This window comes from Klebsiella sp. WOUb02 (assembly GCF_050058015.1).
Taxonomy (GTDB): Bacteria; Pseudomonadota; Gammaproteobacteria; order Enterobacterales; family Enterobacteriaceae; genus Klebsiella.
In genome coordinates this window covers 861,989-879,057 of record NZ_CP170110.1, presented here as the reverse complement: position 1 = coordinate 879,057, position 17,069 = coordinate 861,989, and the positions used below count along the sequence as shown (strand labels likewise).

The window sequence follows — 17,069 nt, the reverse complement described above, 5'->3', positions numbered from 1 at the left end:
TGACGGCGCGTTCAGGCCGGCTGCTGCAGCTGATATCCTCCCTGCTCCCGCGGTTTGAGCACCGGCAGGCAGTTTAACAGCCGCTGCGTGTAGGGATGCAGAGGATTATCCAGAACGTCGTCGCTCCAGCCGCTCTCGACCAGTACCCCCTTTTCCATCACCAGAACCCTGTCCGCTATCTGCTCCACGGCGCCGAGATCGTGCGTAATAAACAGGCAGGCAAAGCCGTAATGCCGCTGGAGCCGCTTGAGCAGTTCGAGAATTTGTTTCTGCACCGTCATATCCAGCGCTGAAGTGGGCTCATCGGCAATAATAAAGGCCGGATGCCGGACAATCGCCCGCGCAATCGCCACCCGCTGGCGCTGGCCGCCTGAAAGCTGATGAGGATAGCGGGACATAAACAGCTCTCCCAGCCCGACCTCATCCAGCACCTCGCGTACCCGCTGCTCGCGCGCGCTGCGGTTCATCGTCGCCACCAGCAGCAGCGGCTCCTCGATAATTTGCGCGACGCGCATCCGCGGATTAAGCGAGGAGAACGGGTCCTGCTGGATCATCTGACACTCCCGCCGCCAGGTGGTCATCAGCGCCTTATCCGCTGGATTCAGCGCCCGCCCGCGGAACGCCAGGACGCCCTGGCTGGCCTTCAGCATACCCGCAATAAGCTTGCCGATGGTGGTTTTACCGGAACCGCTCGCGCCGACCAGCGCCACCGTCTCGCCGGCGCGCACGTTAAAGCTGATCCCCTTGACCGCGTGCGTCACCTTTGCCGGACGGAACCAGGACTTACGGCCTACGTAGCGGATATCGACGTCCGTCAGCGCAATCACGCTTTCCGCCGCCAGCAGCCGCTGGCGGTCAGGCGCCGGCTGGCGTACCGGCAGCGCTTCCAGCAGGCGCCGGGTATAGGCGTGCTGCGGTTCGGCCAGCAGGCGCTGGCTGTCGTTCTGCTCAACTATTTCGCCTTGCTCCATTACCATAATACGCGACGCATAGCGCGCAACCATCGACAGATTGTGGCTAATCAGAATCACGGCGCTGCCCTTTTCGGCGGTTAGCGCCAGCATCAGATCCATGACCTCGTGCTGTACCAGTACGTCCAGGGCGGTGGTCGGCTCATCGGCAACGATCAGCTTCGGCTCAAGCAGCATGACCGCGGCGATCATCACCCGCTGGCGCATCCCTCCCGAAAACTCATGGGGATAAGCGCCTAATAATTTCCCGGCCTCCGCCAGACCGACGCGCTCCAGCATCGCCACGATCTTTTCCCGCCGCGCGGGCTCGCTGAGGCGGGTGTGTAATGCCAGCCCTTCATCAAGCTGGCGGCCAATAGTCATCGCCGGATTTAGCGATGTCATCGGCTCCTGAAAAACCATACCGATACCCGCCCGCGCAGCTGCTCCGCGGTGAGGTGATTGAGGTCGCGGCCGTCAAAAATCAGCGAATCGGCAAAGCTGGTCACCCCGGTCGGCAGCAGCGAAATTAAAGAGCGCATCGCCAGGGTTTTACCGCTGCCGGACTCCCCGACCACCGCCAGCACCTCGCCGGGAGCGAGCGAAAATGAGATACCTTTTACGACTTCACGCCCGGCGACGCTAACCCGCAGGTTGCTGACCTGCAGTAATGCGGTTGTATTGTTCATCACTGCATCCTCGGATCGAGATAATCACGTAACGCGTCGCCCAGCATGTTGACCCCCAGCAGCGCCAGCGATATACAGAGGCCCGGCAGGAGCGCCAGCCACGGCGCCTGGGCGAGATAGCTGCGGCTGGCGGCCAGCATATTGCCCCAGGTCGGTTCCGGAGGCGGCACGCCGAGGCCGAGAAATGAGAGCGCGCTTTCGGAAATCAATACCCAGCCCAGCATCGAGGTGGCCAGCACCGTTAAGGGCGCCAGGCAGTTGGGAAGAATATGACGGCGCAGGATCGCCCATTCGTTGTGCCCCATCACCCTCGCCGCGGAGACAAACTCCGCCTCGCGTAGCCCCAGCACGGTGCCGCGAACGATGCGCACCACCGAAGGGGTGTAGGCCAGCCCCAGCGACAAAATAATGCCGTAGCGGTTGTTGCCGAGAATGCTCAACAGCGCCAGCGCCAGCAGAATGCCGGGAAAGGCCAGCAGCGCGTCGGTCAGCATCATAATCAGCCGGTCCACCGCGCCGCGCAGGTAGCCGCTGATCAGCCCCAGCGTAATACCGACCAACAGCGCAAAGCCGACCGTCACCAGAGAGATTGTCATACTGGCATTGGCCCCGGCCAGCAGACGACTCAGCACGTCGCGACCGTATTCGTCGGTACCCAGCAGGTGACCCGCTCCCGGGGACTGCAGGCGCGCCAGAATATTAATCCGCGACGGATCCAGCGGAGTCCAGAAGAAGCCCACGATGCCGGCCAGCGCGATGGTGCCAATCAGCGCGATTCCCAGCAGCGCGTTTGGCGCGAGGACGATATGTTTTCTCTTCACGCAGAGACCCTCGGATTGAACAGTGGATAGAGCGCATCAATCAGCAGATTGGTGAGCACATAGAGCGTGGCGATAAACAGCATACATCCCTGAATAACCGGATAGTCGCGGGCATAGATGGCATCCACCAGCAGGCGGCCGAGCCCCGGCAGGCTGAAGACCGTTTCCGTCACCGCCACCCCGCTGAGCAGGTTGCCGAGCGTCAGGCCAATCAGCGTCCACGTCGGCCCAAAGGCATTCGGGAACACGTGGCGCGTCAGCACCGCGCGCTCGCGTAGCCCCTTCGCCCGGGCGTGAGAAACATAATCGAGCCGCAGCACCTCCAGGGTACTGGCCCGCATCATGCGGACCAGCGCGCCGATCTCCACCAGCACCAGCGTCAGCACCGGCATCAGCAGATACAGCAGCCCCGCCTTCAGGTCATCGCTCAACGAGACGTAGCCGACAACCGGCAGCCAGCCGAGCTTCAGGCCGAGCAGCAGCAGAATCAGCAGCCCCATCCAGAAGCTCGGGATCGACAGCAGAAACGTGGAGAACATCACCAGCCCGGTATCCAGGGATGAGTTCTGTTTCCACGCCGCCAGCATTCCCGCAGGCACCGCCAGCAGCGAGGCGATAACAATGGCCACCAGCACCACGCTTAGCGTCACGCCGAAGCGCTGCAGAATCAAAGGCAGCACCGCCTGACCGCTCTGAATGGAGTGGCCAAAGTCGCCGTGCAGCACGTTAGCGGACCAGATAAAGAACTGCTGCACGATCCCCTGATCCAGCCCCATGCTGTGGCGCAAATCGGCAAGGCTGGACTCCGTCGCCATATCCCCCAGCATCAGCAGGGCCGGATCGCCCGGTACCATGCGCGTCAGCAGAAAGACCAGCACGGTCACCAGCAGCAGCGTCGGAATCGCGGTCAAAATACGGGTAAGCAGAAACTGCAACATGCGCGTCTCCTTATCTCATCAGGCTTTGCTGACGTTCCACAGCCGCGCGGCGGCGGCGAGCCAGGATTTATAGCCGCTGATCGCCTTACGGTGCGCGACAATATCCAGCCCGGGATAAAAGATGATCAACGGGACATCAGCAATCATCCGCTGGTGCAGCTTATCGGTGATGGCCTGGATCCGCGCCGGATCGTCGACGGTGGCCAGCTCATCGGTCATAGCGATAGCCTGCGGATCGCCCCAGACCTTACGTTTCTGTTTCGTTTTATCGCCCACCAGCTGCTCAAACGCCAGCGCCGGGTTAAAGCGCGCGGAGTAGGTAAAGGTCATCATCTGATAGCGCCCGGACTGATAGCGCTCAAGCTGGGTCGCCCACTCCATGGTAGTGACCCGGGCGTTAATGCCCGCCGCCTGCAGCATCGCCTGGATAATAATGGCCATGTCAAAACTCGGCACGGTGGCGCGCTTGTTGGCGATAATCTCCAGCGGCTCGCCTTTATAGCCCGCCTCTTTCAGCAGCTGGGCCGTGCGGGCCGGATCGTACTTATAGCCCTGTTTTTGAATATTGCTGTAAAACGCCGAGGCCACGGAAATGTTGGAGTTCGACGCCTGCGCCAGATTCTGGCTGGTTCCCAGCGCGATCTGTTCGCTATCCAGTGCAGAGGCTATCGCCTGGCGAAGCTTGACGTTTTTCAGCAGCGGATCGTCGGTCTGGATCAGCATCACGTGACGCTGGGCGTTCGGCGCCACTTCGAGGGAAATATTGGGGTCTTTATTCAGGTCGATGCCGTCAATCGGGCTCACCTGCGCCAGATCCACCGCACCCGACTGCAGACCCGCCTTCACCGTTGCCGCATCGGGGATCGCCATAAAGCGCACCTCCTCCACCAGCGCCTTTTTGCCGCCGACAAAGCCGTCCGTTTTCCCCGCCAGCGCGCTGTAGTCGGCAAAACGCTTCAACGAAACGTATTCGCCGTGCTTCCACTCGCCAAAGCTGAACGGCCCGGTGCCGATCGGCGCAATCCAGGAGCCATCCGCGGCAACCGATTTAGGGCTGATAACCGCGGCAGCGCCGCAGTCGGTGCGCGCCAGCGTGTCCAGAAACAGCGCCACCGGTTTTTCCAGCGTCATGACCACGGTATGGGCATCCGGCGCGCTGACGTCGGTGACATGAATCAACCCGCTGCCGTCAAACTCGCGCAAACATCGCCACTGGGTTTTCGGGTCGTTCCAGTGCTTCCAGCTCCACACCACGTCCTGCGCCGTCATGGCGTCGCCGTTGTGAAACTTCACCCCTTCGCGCAGATGGAAGGTATAGGTTTTGCCTTCATTACTCACATCCCACGATGACGAGAGCATCGGTCCAACGGTCCCGTCCTCGCGGTAGCCCACCATCCCTTCTACTACGTGCATCAGGACATCGTCGGTGTTTCCGTCGCGGTTGACGCCCGGCTGGCTGCTGCGGATATCCTGATTCAGCGCAAAACGGATAACTTCGCCATCGGCCGCCTGCGCCGCCATGCCCGGCAGTAACAGGGCAACAGCTGATAATAATTTTTTCATAGCGATCTCTCTGTTAATCGAGCGTGTAGCGCGTAAAGTCGCGGTTAAGTGCCGGAAGCGGGACCACATCCATCATCCCCTCAGCGGGAGTCATCACGATCATCGCCACCGTGGCGGATAAATCGCTGCTGAAGCCCGGCCGCGGCGGTCGACAGACGGAATAGGGGGAGCCGAAATCATCGAAAAAGGCGCTTTTCATCTGCTCTTCGCCCGGTTTCGCGTGGGCGTTGAGTAATTCATGGACGCGCCAGCTGCGATACAGCGAATCCGGCGAGGCATCGACGCCCTCCTCGCGAATTTTGCAGCGCGCGGGCAGGCTCTCCCAGTGGTTGGCATGCACCAGCAGGCCATTTTGCGGATAGAGGGTGAAGCTTTCGTCCGGGGCGCATTCAAAATCGATCGCAAAGCCCTCTTTTGTACTGAGGATCATATTGTTAGAACACGACTTTGGCGTGGTGGCGACCACCTTCATCGCCAGCGCCATATGCTGCTGTTCCAGCGCTTTACGGCGGATCAGCGACAGCGGAACGCCCTGCTGCTGGTAATCGCGTTCGCAGCGCAGATAGTTAGCGGTGATGGCGATCCCGGCGCTGTTCATCCCGCTGCGGCCAAGCCCTCCGGCCTCCACGAAAGTCAGGACATCCGGCCCCTGCTGACGCTTAATTTTCACCACCACCGAACTCTCCGCGCACTCCGCGCGCCAGTCCCAGTTTTGCCCATGAATCAGTTTGCCATGCGGGCTGCGCTGCGGCAGGATCACCGCGCCGGTACAGCCATCTTTTATGTTGTCATCATGCGGCGTCGGGCAGTGCTGCAGGCTACGCGCCTGAGCGATAACTTCGGTACGGGCGTTGATCATCACAATCGCTTCCAGCGAAACGCCGGATGCGCTGGCAATGCCGCGCATTTCGTCGAGATAGTCCGCGTCAAACTCGCGGATGATGGCGCTGAAGCTATTAATCAGGCGGTCACGCTGTTCCTGACCGATCCGCAGGGCGTTCAGCTGGTCGCCATAAATGGCCACGCTGGCGTGGATCCGCGCCTTAGCCTGCTCACCGTACTGGCAGCCCCGTTCGTACGGCGTGCCGGAAATTTCGATTAAGGGAAAAGGTTGCGTCACGTTGTTCGCTCCTCAGCGATTTGCCTGCAGTACGCGCAGGAAGAAGTCTTTCACCTGATCCAGCACTTTCATGCCGTCGTGGCCGACGTTTGGCACTATCTCTTGTTCAGCTTTCACGCCGTGCTCGCGTAGGCTGTTGAGCAGCGCGGTATTCCGTTCGATGCGGGTAACGCCGGCATCATTACATCCCGGCTGATAGTACCGGCCGCCGGGCTGATGGGTGATTTCCCAGGTTTCGAGATCGACCTTGCCGACCACCAGCTGCACCGCTACCTGTTTTAAGGCCTGGTAATCCAGAGGCCGGCCAAAGATTTGCTCAAAGTTCTGCACTCCCGGCCACCAGGCTTTGCTGTCGTCCAGCAGCGTGACCGACCCCGGCGCGCCAATGGAGACCCCCAGCAGCTTTTCCGGGTGAATGTAGAGGAAGCGATGGGCGAAATGACCGCCTCCCGAGTAGCCGAACAGCAGAAATTTGCCAAAGTCGCAATCCAGCAGTTCGCTCACTTCATCGATCATCGCCAGCAGCGCCAGGTCATAGCGAATATCCTGCTCGATGATGTATTTAAAGCCGTGTGAATTGCCGTCCCCTAGCGGCCCGACGGGAAACAGCGGAGCCAAAACGACGCAGCGGTTGTAGCGGGCAAACTCGGTAAAGGCATCCCGGTATTGCACCATCGAACGGCCGGTGCCGTGCATCGCCACGACCAGGCGATAATCGGTTTTATCGCCATCGAATCCGGGCGGAACGTACAGGCAATACTGGAAGCGGGGATCGTGTCGGCTGGAAAAAATAGTCGTGCTGCCGCGATAGTAAAGCGCCTGGCTACGCCCGGCGGCGTGCTCAGAATCATTTTTAATTACTGATAGTTGCATAAATTGTTTTCTCGTTAATCGGCTGTTCAAAATTGATTCAAACACAAAACCAAAATTGGCGCCAATTTAATAAACAATTTATTAACAAAAGATCTGGTTCATGTCACAATTCAGCTTTGGGTCAGAGCAAAAGCCAATAGACCAACGGTTTAAACTGGTACCAAAGCCGGGAACCGTTCATTATCAGGCTAAAAAAATCGCGGGAACCAGGACAAGGAGCTGAGGATATGATGCAAGGTAAAACCACTCTGGTGCACGTTGCCAACCTGCTGGCGATGGATATTAATACCGGGGTTTTTCAGCCAGGCGCCTGGCTGAAACAGGTCGAGCTGGCGGAGCGCTATGAGTGTACGCGCAGCGATGTTCGCCGCGCCCTCGATCAGCTGGTCATCGAGCGTCTGGTGCAGCATGTCCCCAATCGCGGGTACCATGTCTATTCGCCCGACGTGCAGCAGCGGCGCAATATTTCGCGCATCCGCGCGGTGCTGGAAAGCGCATCGGCCAGCGATATCGTCGAGCATATCCAGCCCGCGCAGCTGGCCGCCCTGCGCCAGTGCGCTGAATTGTTTGACCACTACACTCAGTTCGGCACGATCCTGCAACAGTATGAATCCAACCTCGCCTTTCACCGCGCGCTGCTTGCTCCGTGTTCGAACAAAGACATGATTGAACTGATTTTCGAACTCCGCAGCCGGGTTCCCTCCGCGGCGCTGGGGCAATGGAACTCGCATGCGAGGATCGTCCAGTCCTCGCAGGAACATTTCGCGATGGTCGAGGCGATAGAGCGAGGCGACCCCTCCACCCTGGCGACGCTGCTGCGCCAGCATATCTTACAGGATGACGATGTGCCGGCCCCGGCGGACGGCTCAATGCGATGAGATAAACGCGGAGGGCGTAACCGGGGCGGGCAGGGAAAAATTGTGCTTCATGCGCTCAACTTCGCGCACCGGCGTCAGGCCAAAAAGGCGCTTAAACTCGCGGCTGAACTGAGAAATGCTCTCATAACCGACCCGCACGCCGGCGGCGGAGGCGGTCAGGTTGTTGCGCAGCATCAGCAGCCGGGCCTGATGCAGGCGCGTTGATTTCAGGTACTGCATCGGCGAGGTGTTGGTTACCGCCTTGAAGTGGCTGTGAAAGGTCGGAACGCTCATTCCGACCTCTTTCGCCAGGGCGGTGACGTCAAGGCTCTCGGCGTAGTGCCCATGAATTTTTCGTAACGCTTTCGCCACCTTGCCAAACTGGCCCTGCATCCGCAGGGCGCTGCGCAGCGCCGGCCCCTGCTCGCCGGTAAGTACCCGATAATATATCTCCCGCAGCATCGACGGCCCGAGCATTTCCGCGTCCAGCGGCGAAGACATAATCTGCAGAAAACGCAAAACCGAGCCGCCGACCTGCTCATCCATCAGGCTCGACATCATGCTGCGCGGCGCGGCGACGACGGGCGCGCCGCGGCCGTCAAGCTCCAGCAGCAGATCTGCCGCTAAGGTGAAGTCGAGGCGAATGTAAATAGCCAGCATCGGCTCAGCGGCGCTGGCGTCAGTTTCCATGGTGAACGGAACCGGCACGGAGACCATCAGATAATGCCGGGCATCATACAAATAGACATCATTGCCAAGAAATCCCTTCTTTCTTCCCTGCACGACAATAACGATCCCCGGCTCGTATAAAACCGGCGTACGCAGCAGCGGTCGGTTCGATCGCAAAAAGCGGACGTCGGGCAAAGCGGTAAGATTATAGCCCTCCCGCGGGGTCAGACGATCCAGCAGCATTACCATTTGCCGGTCGGCGGTCATTGTCATAAATCCTGCGTTAAAGAAACCTGAGCGTGCCTGAAGTGTGACACTCTCGCGCCGCCACGTCCAGATGACTCATAGGAACAGGCAAAGACCGAAGAGGATCGGGGCTACGCCTGACCGCCGTCGAGCCCTATGCTGTCTGCTCAATTTCACCATGGAGAGTCCATATGTCAGCAAAACTATTTTTCATCACCGGCGTCAGCAGCGGATTTGGCCGGGCGCTGGCCGAAGAGGCGCTCAGCGCGGGGCATCGGGTGGTCGGAACGCTACGAAACGAGAGAGATCGGCAGCAGTTCGAGGCTCTGTCGCCGGGCCAGTGCTTTGGCAGAGTCCTCGACGTCACCGATTTCGCCGCCATCCCGCCGCTCGTTGAGGCCGTAGAGCGGGAAATTGGCGCGGTTGACGTGCTGGTCAATAACGCCGGCTACGGCCACGAGGGCATCATGGAAGAGTCGCCGATCGAGGAGCTCGTGGCGCAATTCAACGTTAACGTATTTGGGGCGGTCGCGGTAATTAAAGCGTTCTTACCCTGGTTCCGCGCGCGCCGCGCCGGCCACATTCTGAATATCACCTCGATGGGGGGATTTATCACCATGCCCGGCATCAGCTACTACTGCGGCAGCAAATTCGCTTTGCAGGGTATTTCTGAAACGCTAAGCAAAGAGCTTAAGCCCTTTAATATCGCCGTGACGGCGGTGCAGCCGGGATCGTTTCGCACCGACTGGGCCGGGCGCTCGATGGTGCGCGCTGCCCGCAGTATTGACGATTACGACAGCAGCTTCGGCCCCATTCGCGAAACGCGGATGCAGCGCAGCGGCCATCAGCCGGGCGATCCGCGCCGGGCGGCGCGGGCGATGCTGGAGCTGATTAACCATCCAACCCCACCGGTATCGCTGCTGCTGGGGAACGACGCGGTAACGCTGGTTAAAGAGAAGCTTCAGCAGATGAGCGCCGGAATCGACGCCTGGGAGGAGATCAGCCGCTCCACCGATGGCTAAAATACGCCGGGCTCCGTCCACGGAGGGACGGAAACCCGCCCGGCGTTTGACAATCACCCTGCCAGCCCCTCTTCGCCCCTCTCGCCCCGCTCCTGTCGCCGGCCCGCCGTCCTGGTTAAAATTACAGCACAAATGATAATGCGAATGATCTTGATAATCACTACCATTGTTACATATAATTCTGCGAAAAAATTCAGCATGGAAATAAATGCTGCCAATAAAACAAAAAATGGATATTTATGTTTAATATGGAATGCTTGTTAAAATCTCTGGTTGTTAGCGGCGCGCTGGCCCTGACGGCATGCCAAAACGCCGCCTCGACGACATCAGCCGCCACCGCATCGGTGGAAGCCTGCGCCTGTATTGTAGACACCGCCTCCGGCAGCACCCTGACGCCGGCGCAGCTTATCGCCGGGATACGCGACGCCCCGATAGTCATCGTCGGCGAAGAACACACCAACGTTCGCCACCATCAGATTGAGCAGTGGCTGCTAAAAAATCTGAACCAATCCCGCCCCCAGGGCAGCGTGCTGCTGGAGATGATCGATATCAGCCAGCAGGATGCGGTCAACCGCGTCAAGCAGGCCAGCGCGTCCGGAACGTCGGTCAGCGCCACCCGCGCGGCGGAAGCGATGCGCTGGAACAGCGGCTGGCCGTGGGATCTGTACCGTGACCTGGTGATGACCGCCCTGGAGGGGCCCTGGCCTCTGCTGGCCGCCAATATCAGCCGCCAGCAGGTCAGCGAACTGTACCAACGCCCGACTTTCCCGAGCGGAGAACGCTCTTCCCGCCCGCAGGTACATGAAGCCCTGTCGGCGATCATTTACCTGATGCACGACGGCAAAATCAGCGACGAACAGATCGCCGCGATGATGGCCATTCAGCAGAATCGCGATCGCTTTATGGCCCAACAGCTCATTCAAGCGCCGCGCCCGGCGCTGCTGATTGCCGGCGGCTACCACGCCGCCAAAGATATCGGCGTGCCCCTGCATCTGGCCGATTTAGGCGCGGAAAAACCGCGGGTGGTGATGCTCACCACCGACGGCACCACGCTGACGGCAAAACAGGCCGACTATATCTGGTCGGTACCGGCGGCGAAATGAAGAACGCGATCAACACGCCGCGCGCGCTCTGGATAAAGGGCGCCGCCGGCAGCCTGCTGTTCCACGCGGCGCTGGTGCTGCCGTTTGTGCTTCATTTCTCCCTCAGGCAACCCGAGTCGACGCCTGCCGCGGTGATGATTGAATATGCCCCTGAGTTTGAGGTCTCCTTCATTCACTCCGAACTGCCGCCGGGCGTCAGCCAGCAGCGTAAGGTAGAAGCCATGACCGAACGCGAGTCGCGCCATAATAAAGATCTGCCGAAGCTGCGCGAGCAGGAGGACGCTGAGCTTAAGCTGGCGGCGGCTACGCCGGAAAAAGAGCGCAAAAAGAAAACGGAAAAAAAGAAGAAATCGTCGCAGGAGCGTAAAGAAGAGCAGGGAAACTCGACCACCACCAGCCTGGCCGCCCCGCCGGTACAGTCCGCGCAGACTCAGCGTAATACGGCACCGCTGGATACCGACGCCGCCAGGATCAGCCAAAGTAAAATCAGCTGGGAATCGCTGGTAAAGGGCAAGATCAACAAAATGCGCAACTACCCTGACGATGCAAGACGGCGTAAACGCACCGGGACGGCCGTCATCGCCTTCAGCGTCGATGAGCGCGGCGAAATTCTCAGCACAAAACTGGTCACCTCATCCGGCACCCTATCGTTGGATCGGGCGGCGCTGACTGCGCTTGAAAGCGCGCGACCGCTGCCGCCGCCGCCAAAAGAGATGCTCAGAAACGGCGTCCAGAAGGTCACGCTACCGGTGGAGTTCGGGCTGTTAAAAATATAGCTCTGCGCGTGGCCTGAATTAACTCAGGCCGCTAAATACATTTAAATAGCGTCATTTTATTTATTCATTTCGGCATAACAACCGTGGCGGGAGAATATCCCTGCGGTTGCGGAGCTTTTATTTTTATTTATGAGCAATTTATCGTAGCGCAGCCGTTCGGCGGCGCGGGGTAATTTTATTCATTTGGTGCATTGATAAAATACAAAAACAGGAATTGATTATGGAAAAATCGCAAATAGCCAAAGGGATTATGGCCGGGCTTATTATTGTCCACGGCCATACCTTTGCCGCAGAAAATGAGGGGGAATCGGTCTTTTCTCCGCTCACTATTACCGATAACCCGCTGGCTGAAAAAAATCAGGTCGGCTCCTCTGAGGAGAGCTATACCCGCCCCGGAGCCTACAGTTCGCGTACGCTAAATAAAAACCTGCAGAGCCTGGATGCGTCGCTGCGCAGTATGGCGGGGACCTATACGCAAATCGATCCGCTGCAGGGTTCGATCAGCGTGAATATTCGCGGCATGAACGGGCTGGGCCGGGTGAATACGATGGTCGATGGCGTCACCCAGACCTACTTCGGCATGGCGCCCGCCAACTACCACGGCGGCGCCAACACCGCCGCCGGCGTCCCGCTCGATCCGAACTTTCTTGCCGAAGTTGACGTGACGCGCGGCAGCAGCGCCGGCTCTCAGGGCGTCAACGCCCTCGCGGGCAGCGCCAATCTGCGCACCATCGGCATCGATGACGTTCTGCGGGAGGGACGCCAGGCGGGGGTACTTTCCCGCTTCTCGGTGGGCGATAACGGCCTGGGGCGCACCGGGATGGTAGCGGTGGCCGGTAAGACCGATACCTTCGAAAACGGCGGCGCCCTCGGCGCGCTGGTCGGCATCAGCGGTAGACGAACCTATGCGACCTATAAAAACGGCGGCGGGCGCAGCAGCGAAGATTTTATCGGCGAAGATAATAAATATTTGCGCCAGGAGCCGCGCTCCCAGCTTTATAAGCTGAACTTCAATCCGGACCAGTTCAATAAAATTGAGTTTTCCGGCCGTAATTACAGCAACAGCTTTACCCGTCGCGACATCACCAGCGACGATTACGCCCTGCGCTATAATTACGCCCCGCTGAATGAGCTGGTGGAATTAAATCTGCTGGCCAGCACCAGCCGCGGAAACCAGGCGTACAAGCCGGAATCGCTATATAACTTCAACAGTTCTTCGACCACCAATAAATCCAACGCTATCGATATTAGCAACACCAGTCGATTTAAAATGAGTGAGGATCTGTTTACCGTATTCCAGGTCGGCGGGAAATTAATGGATACCCGCTATACCCGTCGCTTTGTGCAGAATACTGAAACCGATCACAACGCCTTTGCTCCCGCCGGCAAACAAAAGATATCGTCCTTGTACAGCAGCCTGACGCTGAACAAAGATATTTATCAGCTGGATCTCAACCTTAACTACACCCGCAGCCAGGTTACCGGCTACAAGCCGGCCTGCGGCGATAACGAGAAGTGTTTCCCGCAGGGGGAAAGCCACCTTAAGCTCGATGATAACGACCTAAATCCATCGGCAACGTTTTCCGCCCAGGTCACCCCGTGGCTGCAGCCCTTCGTCAGCTGGAGCCGCTCTTCCCGCGCGCCAAACGTTCAGGAGGTCTTTTTCGCTAACGAGGGCGGCGCCTCGATGAACCCGTTCCTCAAACCGGAGAAAGCGGAGACCTGGGAGGCCGGCTTTAATATCAATAAGCAGGGCCTGCTGCACGAGCAGGACAGCTTTCATTTAAAAGCCCTGACGTACCGCTCGCGGATTAAAAACTATATCACCAGCGAATCCTTTTTCCTGTGCTATGAGGGCAGGCTCTGCCAGGATATCGATAACGCTTCCGACAGCTTCAACGCCAACATCTACATCAACGTACCTTCGACGGTAACCGCCACCGGTTACGAACTTGAGGCCGGATATGATATCGGCTTCGCCTATGCGAACCTCTCATGGAGCAAGCAGCACACCGATCAGCCCACCTCGATTGCCAGCACGGTTTACAGCTTTGCCTACAGCGACCTCAGCGACCTGCCCGATAGCTACGCCACGCTTGACGTCGGCGGCCGCCTCTTCGACCGGCGTCTGACCGTCGGCAGCCTGGTCAAATTCACCGGTAAAACCAAACGCCTGAGCACCGAAGGCATCAGCGATGACAATATCGTGCCGAAAGAGAGCATGCCGAATATCCCGACCATCATCGACCTCTACAGCACCTGGCAGGCGACCGACAACATCCAGCTGCGCCTCAGCGTGCAGAACGTCACCAACCGCGATTACGCCGAAGCGCTGAACCGCATGAATCAGAGTCTTGATTACGCCCGGGCGGGTACGTCGGTGAATACCACCGCCCGCGGGCGAACCTGGATCTTCGGCGGAGAGATCCAGTTCTGAGTTAAAACCCGGCGCGGGGTAATCCCGGATTTTGTCCCGCGTCCCCACTTTTCATATCAGGAATAAAACATGAATCGCTGCAACTTAAAAACACGTCTGGGATGCCTGCTTATTGCGGCTCTCCTGCCCGCTTCGGCGCTGGCCATTGACCCACCGCCGCGCGAAACCGCGCGCTTCGCCCTGAAGACCAATTACCTTCAGCAGGCGGATGAAGGGATTTACGAACTGGCCTTCGACAGCGCCAATCAGTACCTGTTTGCGGCGGTAACCGACCGCATGAACCGCGAGGCGAACAGAGGCTATTTATACGCCTTTAACCCGACGTCATTAAAAATTGAACATCGCTACGATATGCCGTACCGGGCGTTTTCCCTGGCGATGAATCAGCCGCAGCACCGGCTCTATATCGGTCATACCCAGTCGGCTTCGCTGCGGATAAGCATGCTTGATACCGCCACCGGCAAGCGGATCAAAACCAGCGACAGGCTCAGCTTTAAAACGCCGAACGCCGCTGACTCACGCTTCGAACACCTGCGCCATATGGTCTACAGCCCGGATGCCGATACGCTGTTCGTGAGCTACAGCAATATGGTGAAGACGGCGCAGGGTACGCAGCCGCTGCACAAGCTGCTGATACTCGACGGCACGACGCTGGCGCTAAAAGGCGAGGTCAAAGAGGCTTATCAGGGCACGGCCTATGGGCTGACGCTCGATGCAAAAACGCAGAAAATCTACGTTGGCGGCCGGGATTACATCAACGAGATTGACGCGAAAAAGCAGCAGGTGCTGCGTACCATTCCCCTCCAGAATACGCAGCCGCAGCTGCCCAGCGCGCAGAATCTGGCGGTGGACTCCGACTCCGGCAGGATCTTTGTCGTGGCCTTCGACCATGACGACCGCAGCGGCCCCCGCGACGGGCTCTATATTTTCGATCTGCGCGACGGCAGGCAGCTGGGCTACGTGCGCACCGGCGCCGGGGCCAACGCGGTAAAGTACAATCCGAAATATAACGAGCTCTACGTCACCAATTTCACCAGCGGCACCCTCAGCGTTGTCGATGCCACCACCTATGCGGTGACCCGTGAATTCCGCACGCCGGTCTATCCAAATCAGATGGTGCTATCGGCGGACGGGGATACCCTGTTCGTCGGTATAAAGGAAGGCTTCAACCGCGACTGGGATCCTGATGTGTTTGTCGAAGGGGCGAAGGAGCGCATACTGCGTATCGATTTGCGCAAATCGTAGCCGACCGGCGCGCGGTCGGGGCCAGGCGGCGACGCATTTTTAGCGCGCGATGCCTCTGATTATACGGGCGGCCTGAAAAGGCCGCCTTTTTACGCTATAGTGCTCCGGTGCCGGAAACGCCTTGTCCGTTTCTGATGCCATTCTGGCCATTTTCAAATACGGCGACCAACAGGCCGTTGTAAAACAGGAGTATACAAACATGCGCTTACTTCACACCATGCTGCGCGTTGGCGATCTGCAGCGTTCTATCGAGTTTTACACCAACGTGCTCGGCATGAAGCTGCTGCGTACCAGCGAAAACACCGAATATAAATACTCGCTGGCCTTCGTTGGCTACGGCGAGGAGAGCGATACCGCGGTTATCGAGCTGACCTACAACTGGGGCGTAGACAAATACGATCTCGGCAGCGCCTACGGCCATATCGCCCTGAGCGTGGATAATGCGGCAGAAGCCTGCGAGCGTATTCGCCAGAACGGCGGCAACGTCACTCGCGAAGCCGGCCCGGTTAAAGGCGGCACCACGGTTATCGCCTTCGTTGAAGATCCGGACGGCTACAAAATCGAACTGATCGAAGAGAAAGACGCCGGTAAAGGCCTCGGCCACTAACCGCTGCGGGCGCCCGTCGGCGCCCGCTGTTTTATCCCCTGACTGCTGCAAGGCGCGGCAAAATTTGCCATAATGCGCGCTACTTTTTTCCAGTAAAGAGAATCTGATGTCCGAGAACGTTCAACTTAATGGTCTGTGCGACCGTTTTCGCGGTTTTTATCCGGTGGTTATCGATGTAGAAACCGCCGGGTTCAATGCCAAAACCGACGCCCTGCTTGAGATCGCCGCCATTACCTTGAAAATGGATGAGCAGGGCTGGTTGATGCCGGACGAAACGCTGCATTTTCATGTTGAACCTTTCGCGGGTGCGAACCTGCAGCCCGAAGCGCTGGCCTTTAACGGTATTAACCCTAACGACCCGGAACGCGGCGCGGTGAGCGAGTACGACGCGCTGCACGCGATTTTCAAAATGGTCCGCAAGGGGATGAAGGATAGCGATTGCAATCGCGCCATCATGGTAGCGCACAACGCCACTTTCGATCTCAGCTTTACCATGGCCGCCGCCGAGCGCGCCGGGCTGAAACGCAATCCGTTCCATCCGTTCGTCACCTTTGATACCGCCGCCCTGAGCGGGCTGGCGCTCGGTCAAACCGTGCTCTCGAAAGCCTGTCTTGCCGCCGGTATGGAGTTTGATGGCAGCAAGGCGCACTCCGCGCTGTACGATACTGACCAGACCGCCCGGCTGTTCTGCGAGATAGTCAACCGCTGGAAGCGTCTTGGCGGATGGCCGCTACCGCAGCCTGAGGCGGAATAAGGGACAAAAAAAGCGACTTCCGGTGAAGTCGCTTTTTTACTGGCAGCAGAATTACTCTGCTTTCGGCTCGTCGGCCTTGTACTTCGCCGCCGTTTCTTTGATCAGCTGCTGGAGTTCACCGCGCTGATACATTTCAATCACGATGTCGCAACCGCCAACCAGCTCGCCATCAACCCACAACTGCGGGAAGGTTGGCCAGTTTGCATACTTCGGCAGCTCCGCGCGGATGTCCGGATTCTGCAGGATATCTACGTAGGCAAAGCGTTCGCCGCAGGCGGAGAGCGCCTGCACGGTCTGAGCGGAAAAGCCGCAGCTTGGCAGTTTCGGCGATCCTTTCATGTACAGGAGGATCGGGTTTTCAGCGATTTGACGTTCGATTTTTTCTACAGTCGTGCTCAT

Annotated in this window: 17 protein-coding genes; 8 read left to right on the top strand and 9 right to left on the bottom strand. The window is 58.6% G+C overall.

The genetic code is table 11. The features are described 5' to 3' along the window. Positions 1–11: 11 nt before the first annotated feature. The 7 genes from ABOC21_RS11025 to ABOC21_RS10995 are packed head-to-tail and all read right to left on the bottom strand — an operon-like array spanning position 12 to position 6,954. On the bottom strand, positions 12–1,355 hold the full coding sequence (locus tag ABOC21_RS11025) for a dipeptide ABC transporter ATP-binding protein (RefSeq protein ID WP_426814557.1): 1,344 nt from the start codon (positions 1,353–1,355) through the stop codon (positions 12–14). Next, a complete protein-coding gene (locus ABOC21_RS11020; protein ID WP_426814556.1) occupies positions 1,352–1,639 on the bottom strand; it encodes an ATP-binding cassette domain-containing protein in 288 nt (95 codons plus the stop codon). Before ABOC21_RS11020 ends, ABOC21_RS11025 begins: the two co-directional genes overlap by 4 nt. After that, entirely contained in the window at positions 1,639–2,460 is an 822-nt protein-coding gene (locus ABOC21_RS11015) for an ABC transporter permease (RefSeq protein ID WP_159236984.1), read from the bottom strand. The genes ABOC21_RS11020 and ABOC21_RS11015 overlap by 1 nt, the downstream gene beginning before the upstream one ends. Beyond that, on the bottom strand, positions 2,457–3,398 hold the full coding sequence (locus ABOC21_RS11010; RefSeq protein ID WP_426814555.1) for an ABC transporter permease: 942 nt from the start codon (positions 3,396–3,398) through the stop codon (positions 2,457–2,459). Before ABOC21_RS11010 ends, ABOC21_RS11015 begins: the two co-directional genes overlap by 4 nt. A gap of 18 nt (positions 3,399–3,416) precedes the next feature. After that, on the bottom strand, positions 3,417–4,961 hold the full coding sequence (locus ABOC21_RS11005; RefSeq protein WP_426814554.1) for an ABC transporter substrate-binding protein: 1,545 nt from the start codon (positions 4,959–4,961) through the stop codon (positions 3,417–3,419). Between the two features lie 13 nt (positions 4,962–4,974). Continuing rightward, on the bottom strand, positions 4,975–6,081 hold the full coding sequence (locus tag ABOC21_RS11000; protein ID WP_426814553.1) for a C45 family autoproteolytic acyltransferase/hydolase: 1,107 nt from the start codon (positions 6,079–6,081) through the stop codon (positions 4,975–4,977). Between the two features lie 12 nt (positions 6,082–6,093). Continuing rightward, positions 6,094–6,954 (bottom strand): alpha/beta hydrolase, encoded by an 861-nt coding sequence (locus ABOC21_RS10995; RefSeq protein WP_426814552.1) that lies wholly within the window; start codon positions 6,952–6,954, stop codon positions 6,094–6,096. 227 nt (positions 6,955–7,181) lie between these two features. Between ABOC21_RS10995 and ABOC21_RS10990 the strand changes: the two genes are divergently transcribed. Continuing rightward, positions 7,182–7,832, top strand: coding sequence for a GntR family transcriptional regulator (locus tag ABOC21_RS10990; protein WP_426814551.1), 651 nt, complete (start codon positions 7,182–7,184; stop codon positions 7,830–7,832). Here ABOC21_RS10990 and ABOC21_RS10985 read toward each other — a convergent pair. Next, positions 7,821–8,753: an AraC family transcriptional regulator gene (locus ABOC21_RS10985; protein WP_426814550.1), complete on the bottom strand. Its 933-nt coding sequence runs from the start codon at positions 8,751–8,753 to the stop codon at positions 7,821–7,823. The two genes, ABOC21_RS10990 and ABOC21_RS10985, sit on opposite strands and share 12 nt — an antisense overlap. Positions 8,754–8,917: 164 nt before the next feature. Here ABOC21_RS10985 and ABOC21_RS10980 point away from each other — a divergent pair, with 164 nt between their 5' ends. The 7 genes from ABOC21_RS10980 to rnt all read left to right on the top strand — a co-directional run bounded on the left by ABOC21_RS10980 (position 8,918) and on the right by rnt (position 16,670). Beyond that, positions 8,918–9,748: an oxidoreductase gene (locus ABOC21_RS10980; RefSeq protein ID WP_426814549.1), complete on the top strand. Its 831-nt coding sequence runs from the start codon at positions 8,918–8,920 to the stop codon at positions 9,746–9,748. A 257-nt stretch (positions 9,749–10,005) separates the two neighbouring features. Further along, a complete protein-coding gene (locus tag ABOC21_RS10975) occupies positions 10,006–10,851 on the top strand; it encodes a ChaN family lipoprotein (RefSeq protein WP_426814548.1) in 846 nt (281 codons plus the stop codon). Beyond that, positions 10,848–11,627 carry an energy transducer TonB gene (locus ABOC21_RS10970; RefSeq protein WP_426814547.1) on the top strand — a complete coding sequence of 260 codons (780 nt, stop codon included), beginning with the start codon at positions 10,848–10,850 and terminating at the stop codon, positions 11,625–11,627. The genes ABOC21_RS10975 and ABOC21_RS10970 overlap by 4 nt, the downstream gene beginning before the upstream one ends. A gap of 220 nt (positions 11,628–11,847) precedes the next feature. After that, complete coding sequence (locus ABOC21_RS10965) at positions 11,848–14,064, top strand: TonB-dependent receptor domain-containing protein (protein ID WP_426814546.1); 2,217 nt, start codon at positions 11,848–11,850, stop codon at positions 14,062–14,064. Between the two features lie 69 nt (positions 14,065–14,133). After that, on the top strand, positions 14,134–15,309 hold the full coding sequence (locus tag ABOC21_RS10960; RefSeq protein ID WP_426814545.1) for a YncE family protein: 1,176 nt from the start codon (positions 14,134–14,136) through the stop codon (positions 15,307–15,309). Positions 15,310–15,508: 199 nt separating this feature from the next. After that, positions 15,509–15,916, top strand: a complete 408-nt coding sequence (gene gloA / locus ABOC21_RS10955; RefSeq protein ID WP_041147656.1) for a lactoylglutathione lyase — start codon at positions 15,509–15,511, stop codon at positions 15,914–15,916. Positions 15,917–16,022: 106 nt separating this feature from the next. Further along, a complete protein-coding gene (gene rnt, locus ABOC21_RS10950) occupies positions 16,023–16,670 on the top strand; it encodes a ribonuclease T (RefSeq protein ID WP_426814544.1) in 648 nt (215 codons plus the stop codon). A 51-nt stretch (positions 16,671–16,721) separates the two neighbouring features. Here rnt and ABOC21_RS10945 read toward each other — a convergent pair whose 3' ends face one another. Continuing rightward, a complete protein-coding gene (locus tag ABOC21_RS10945; protein ID WP_095103052.1) occupies positions 16,722–17,069 on the bottom strand; it encodes a Grx4 family monothiol glutaredoxin in 348 nt (115 codons plus the stop codon).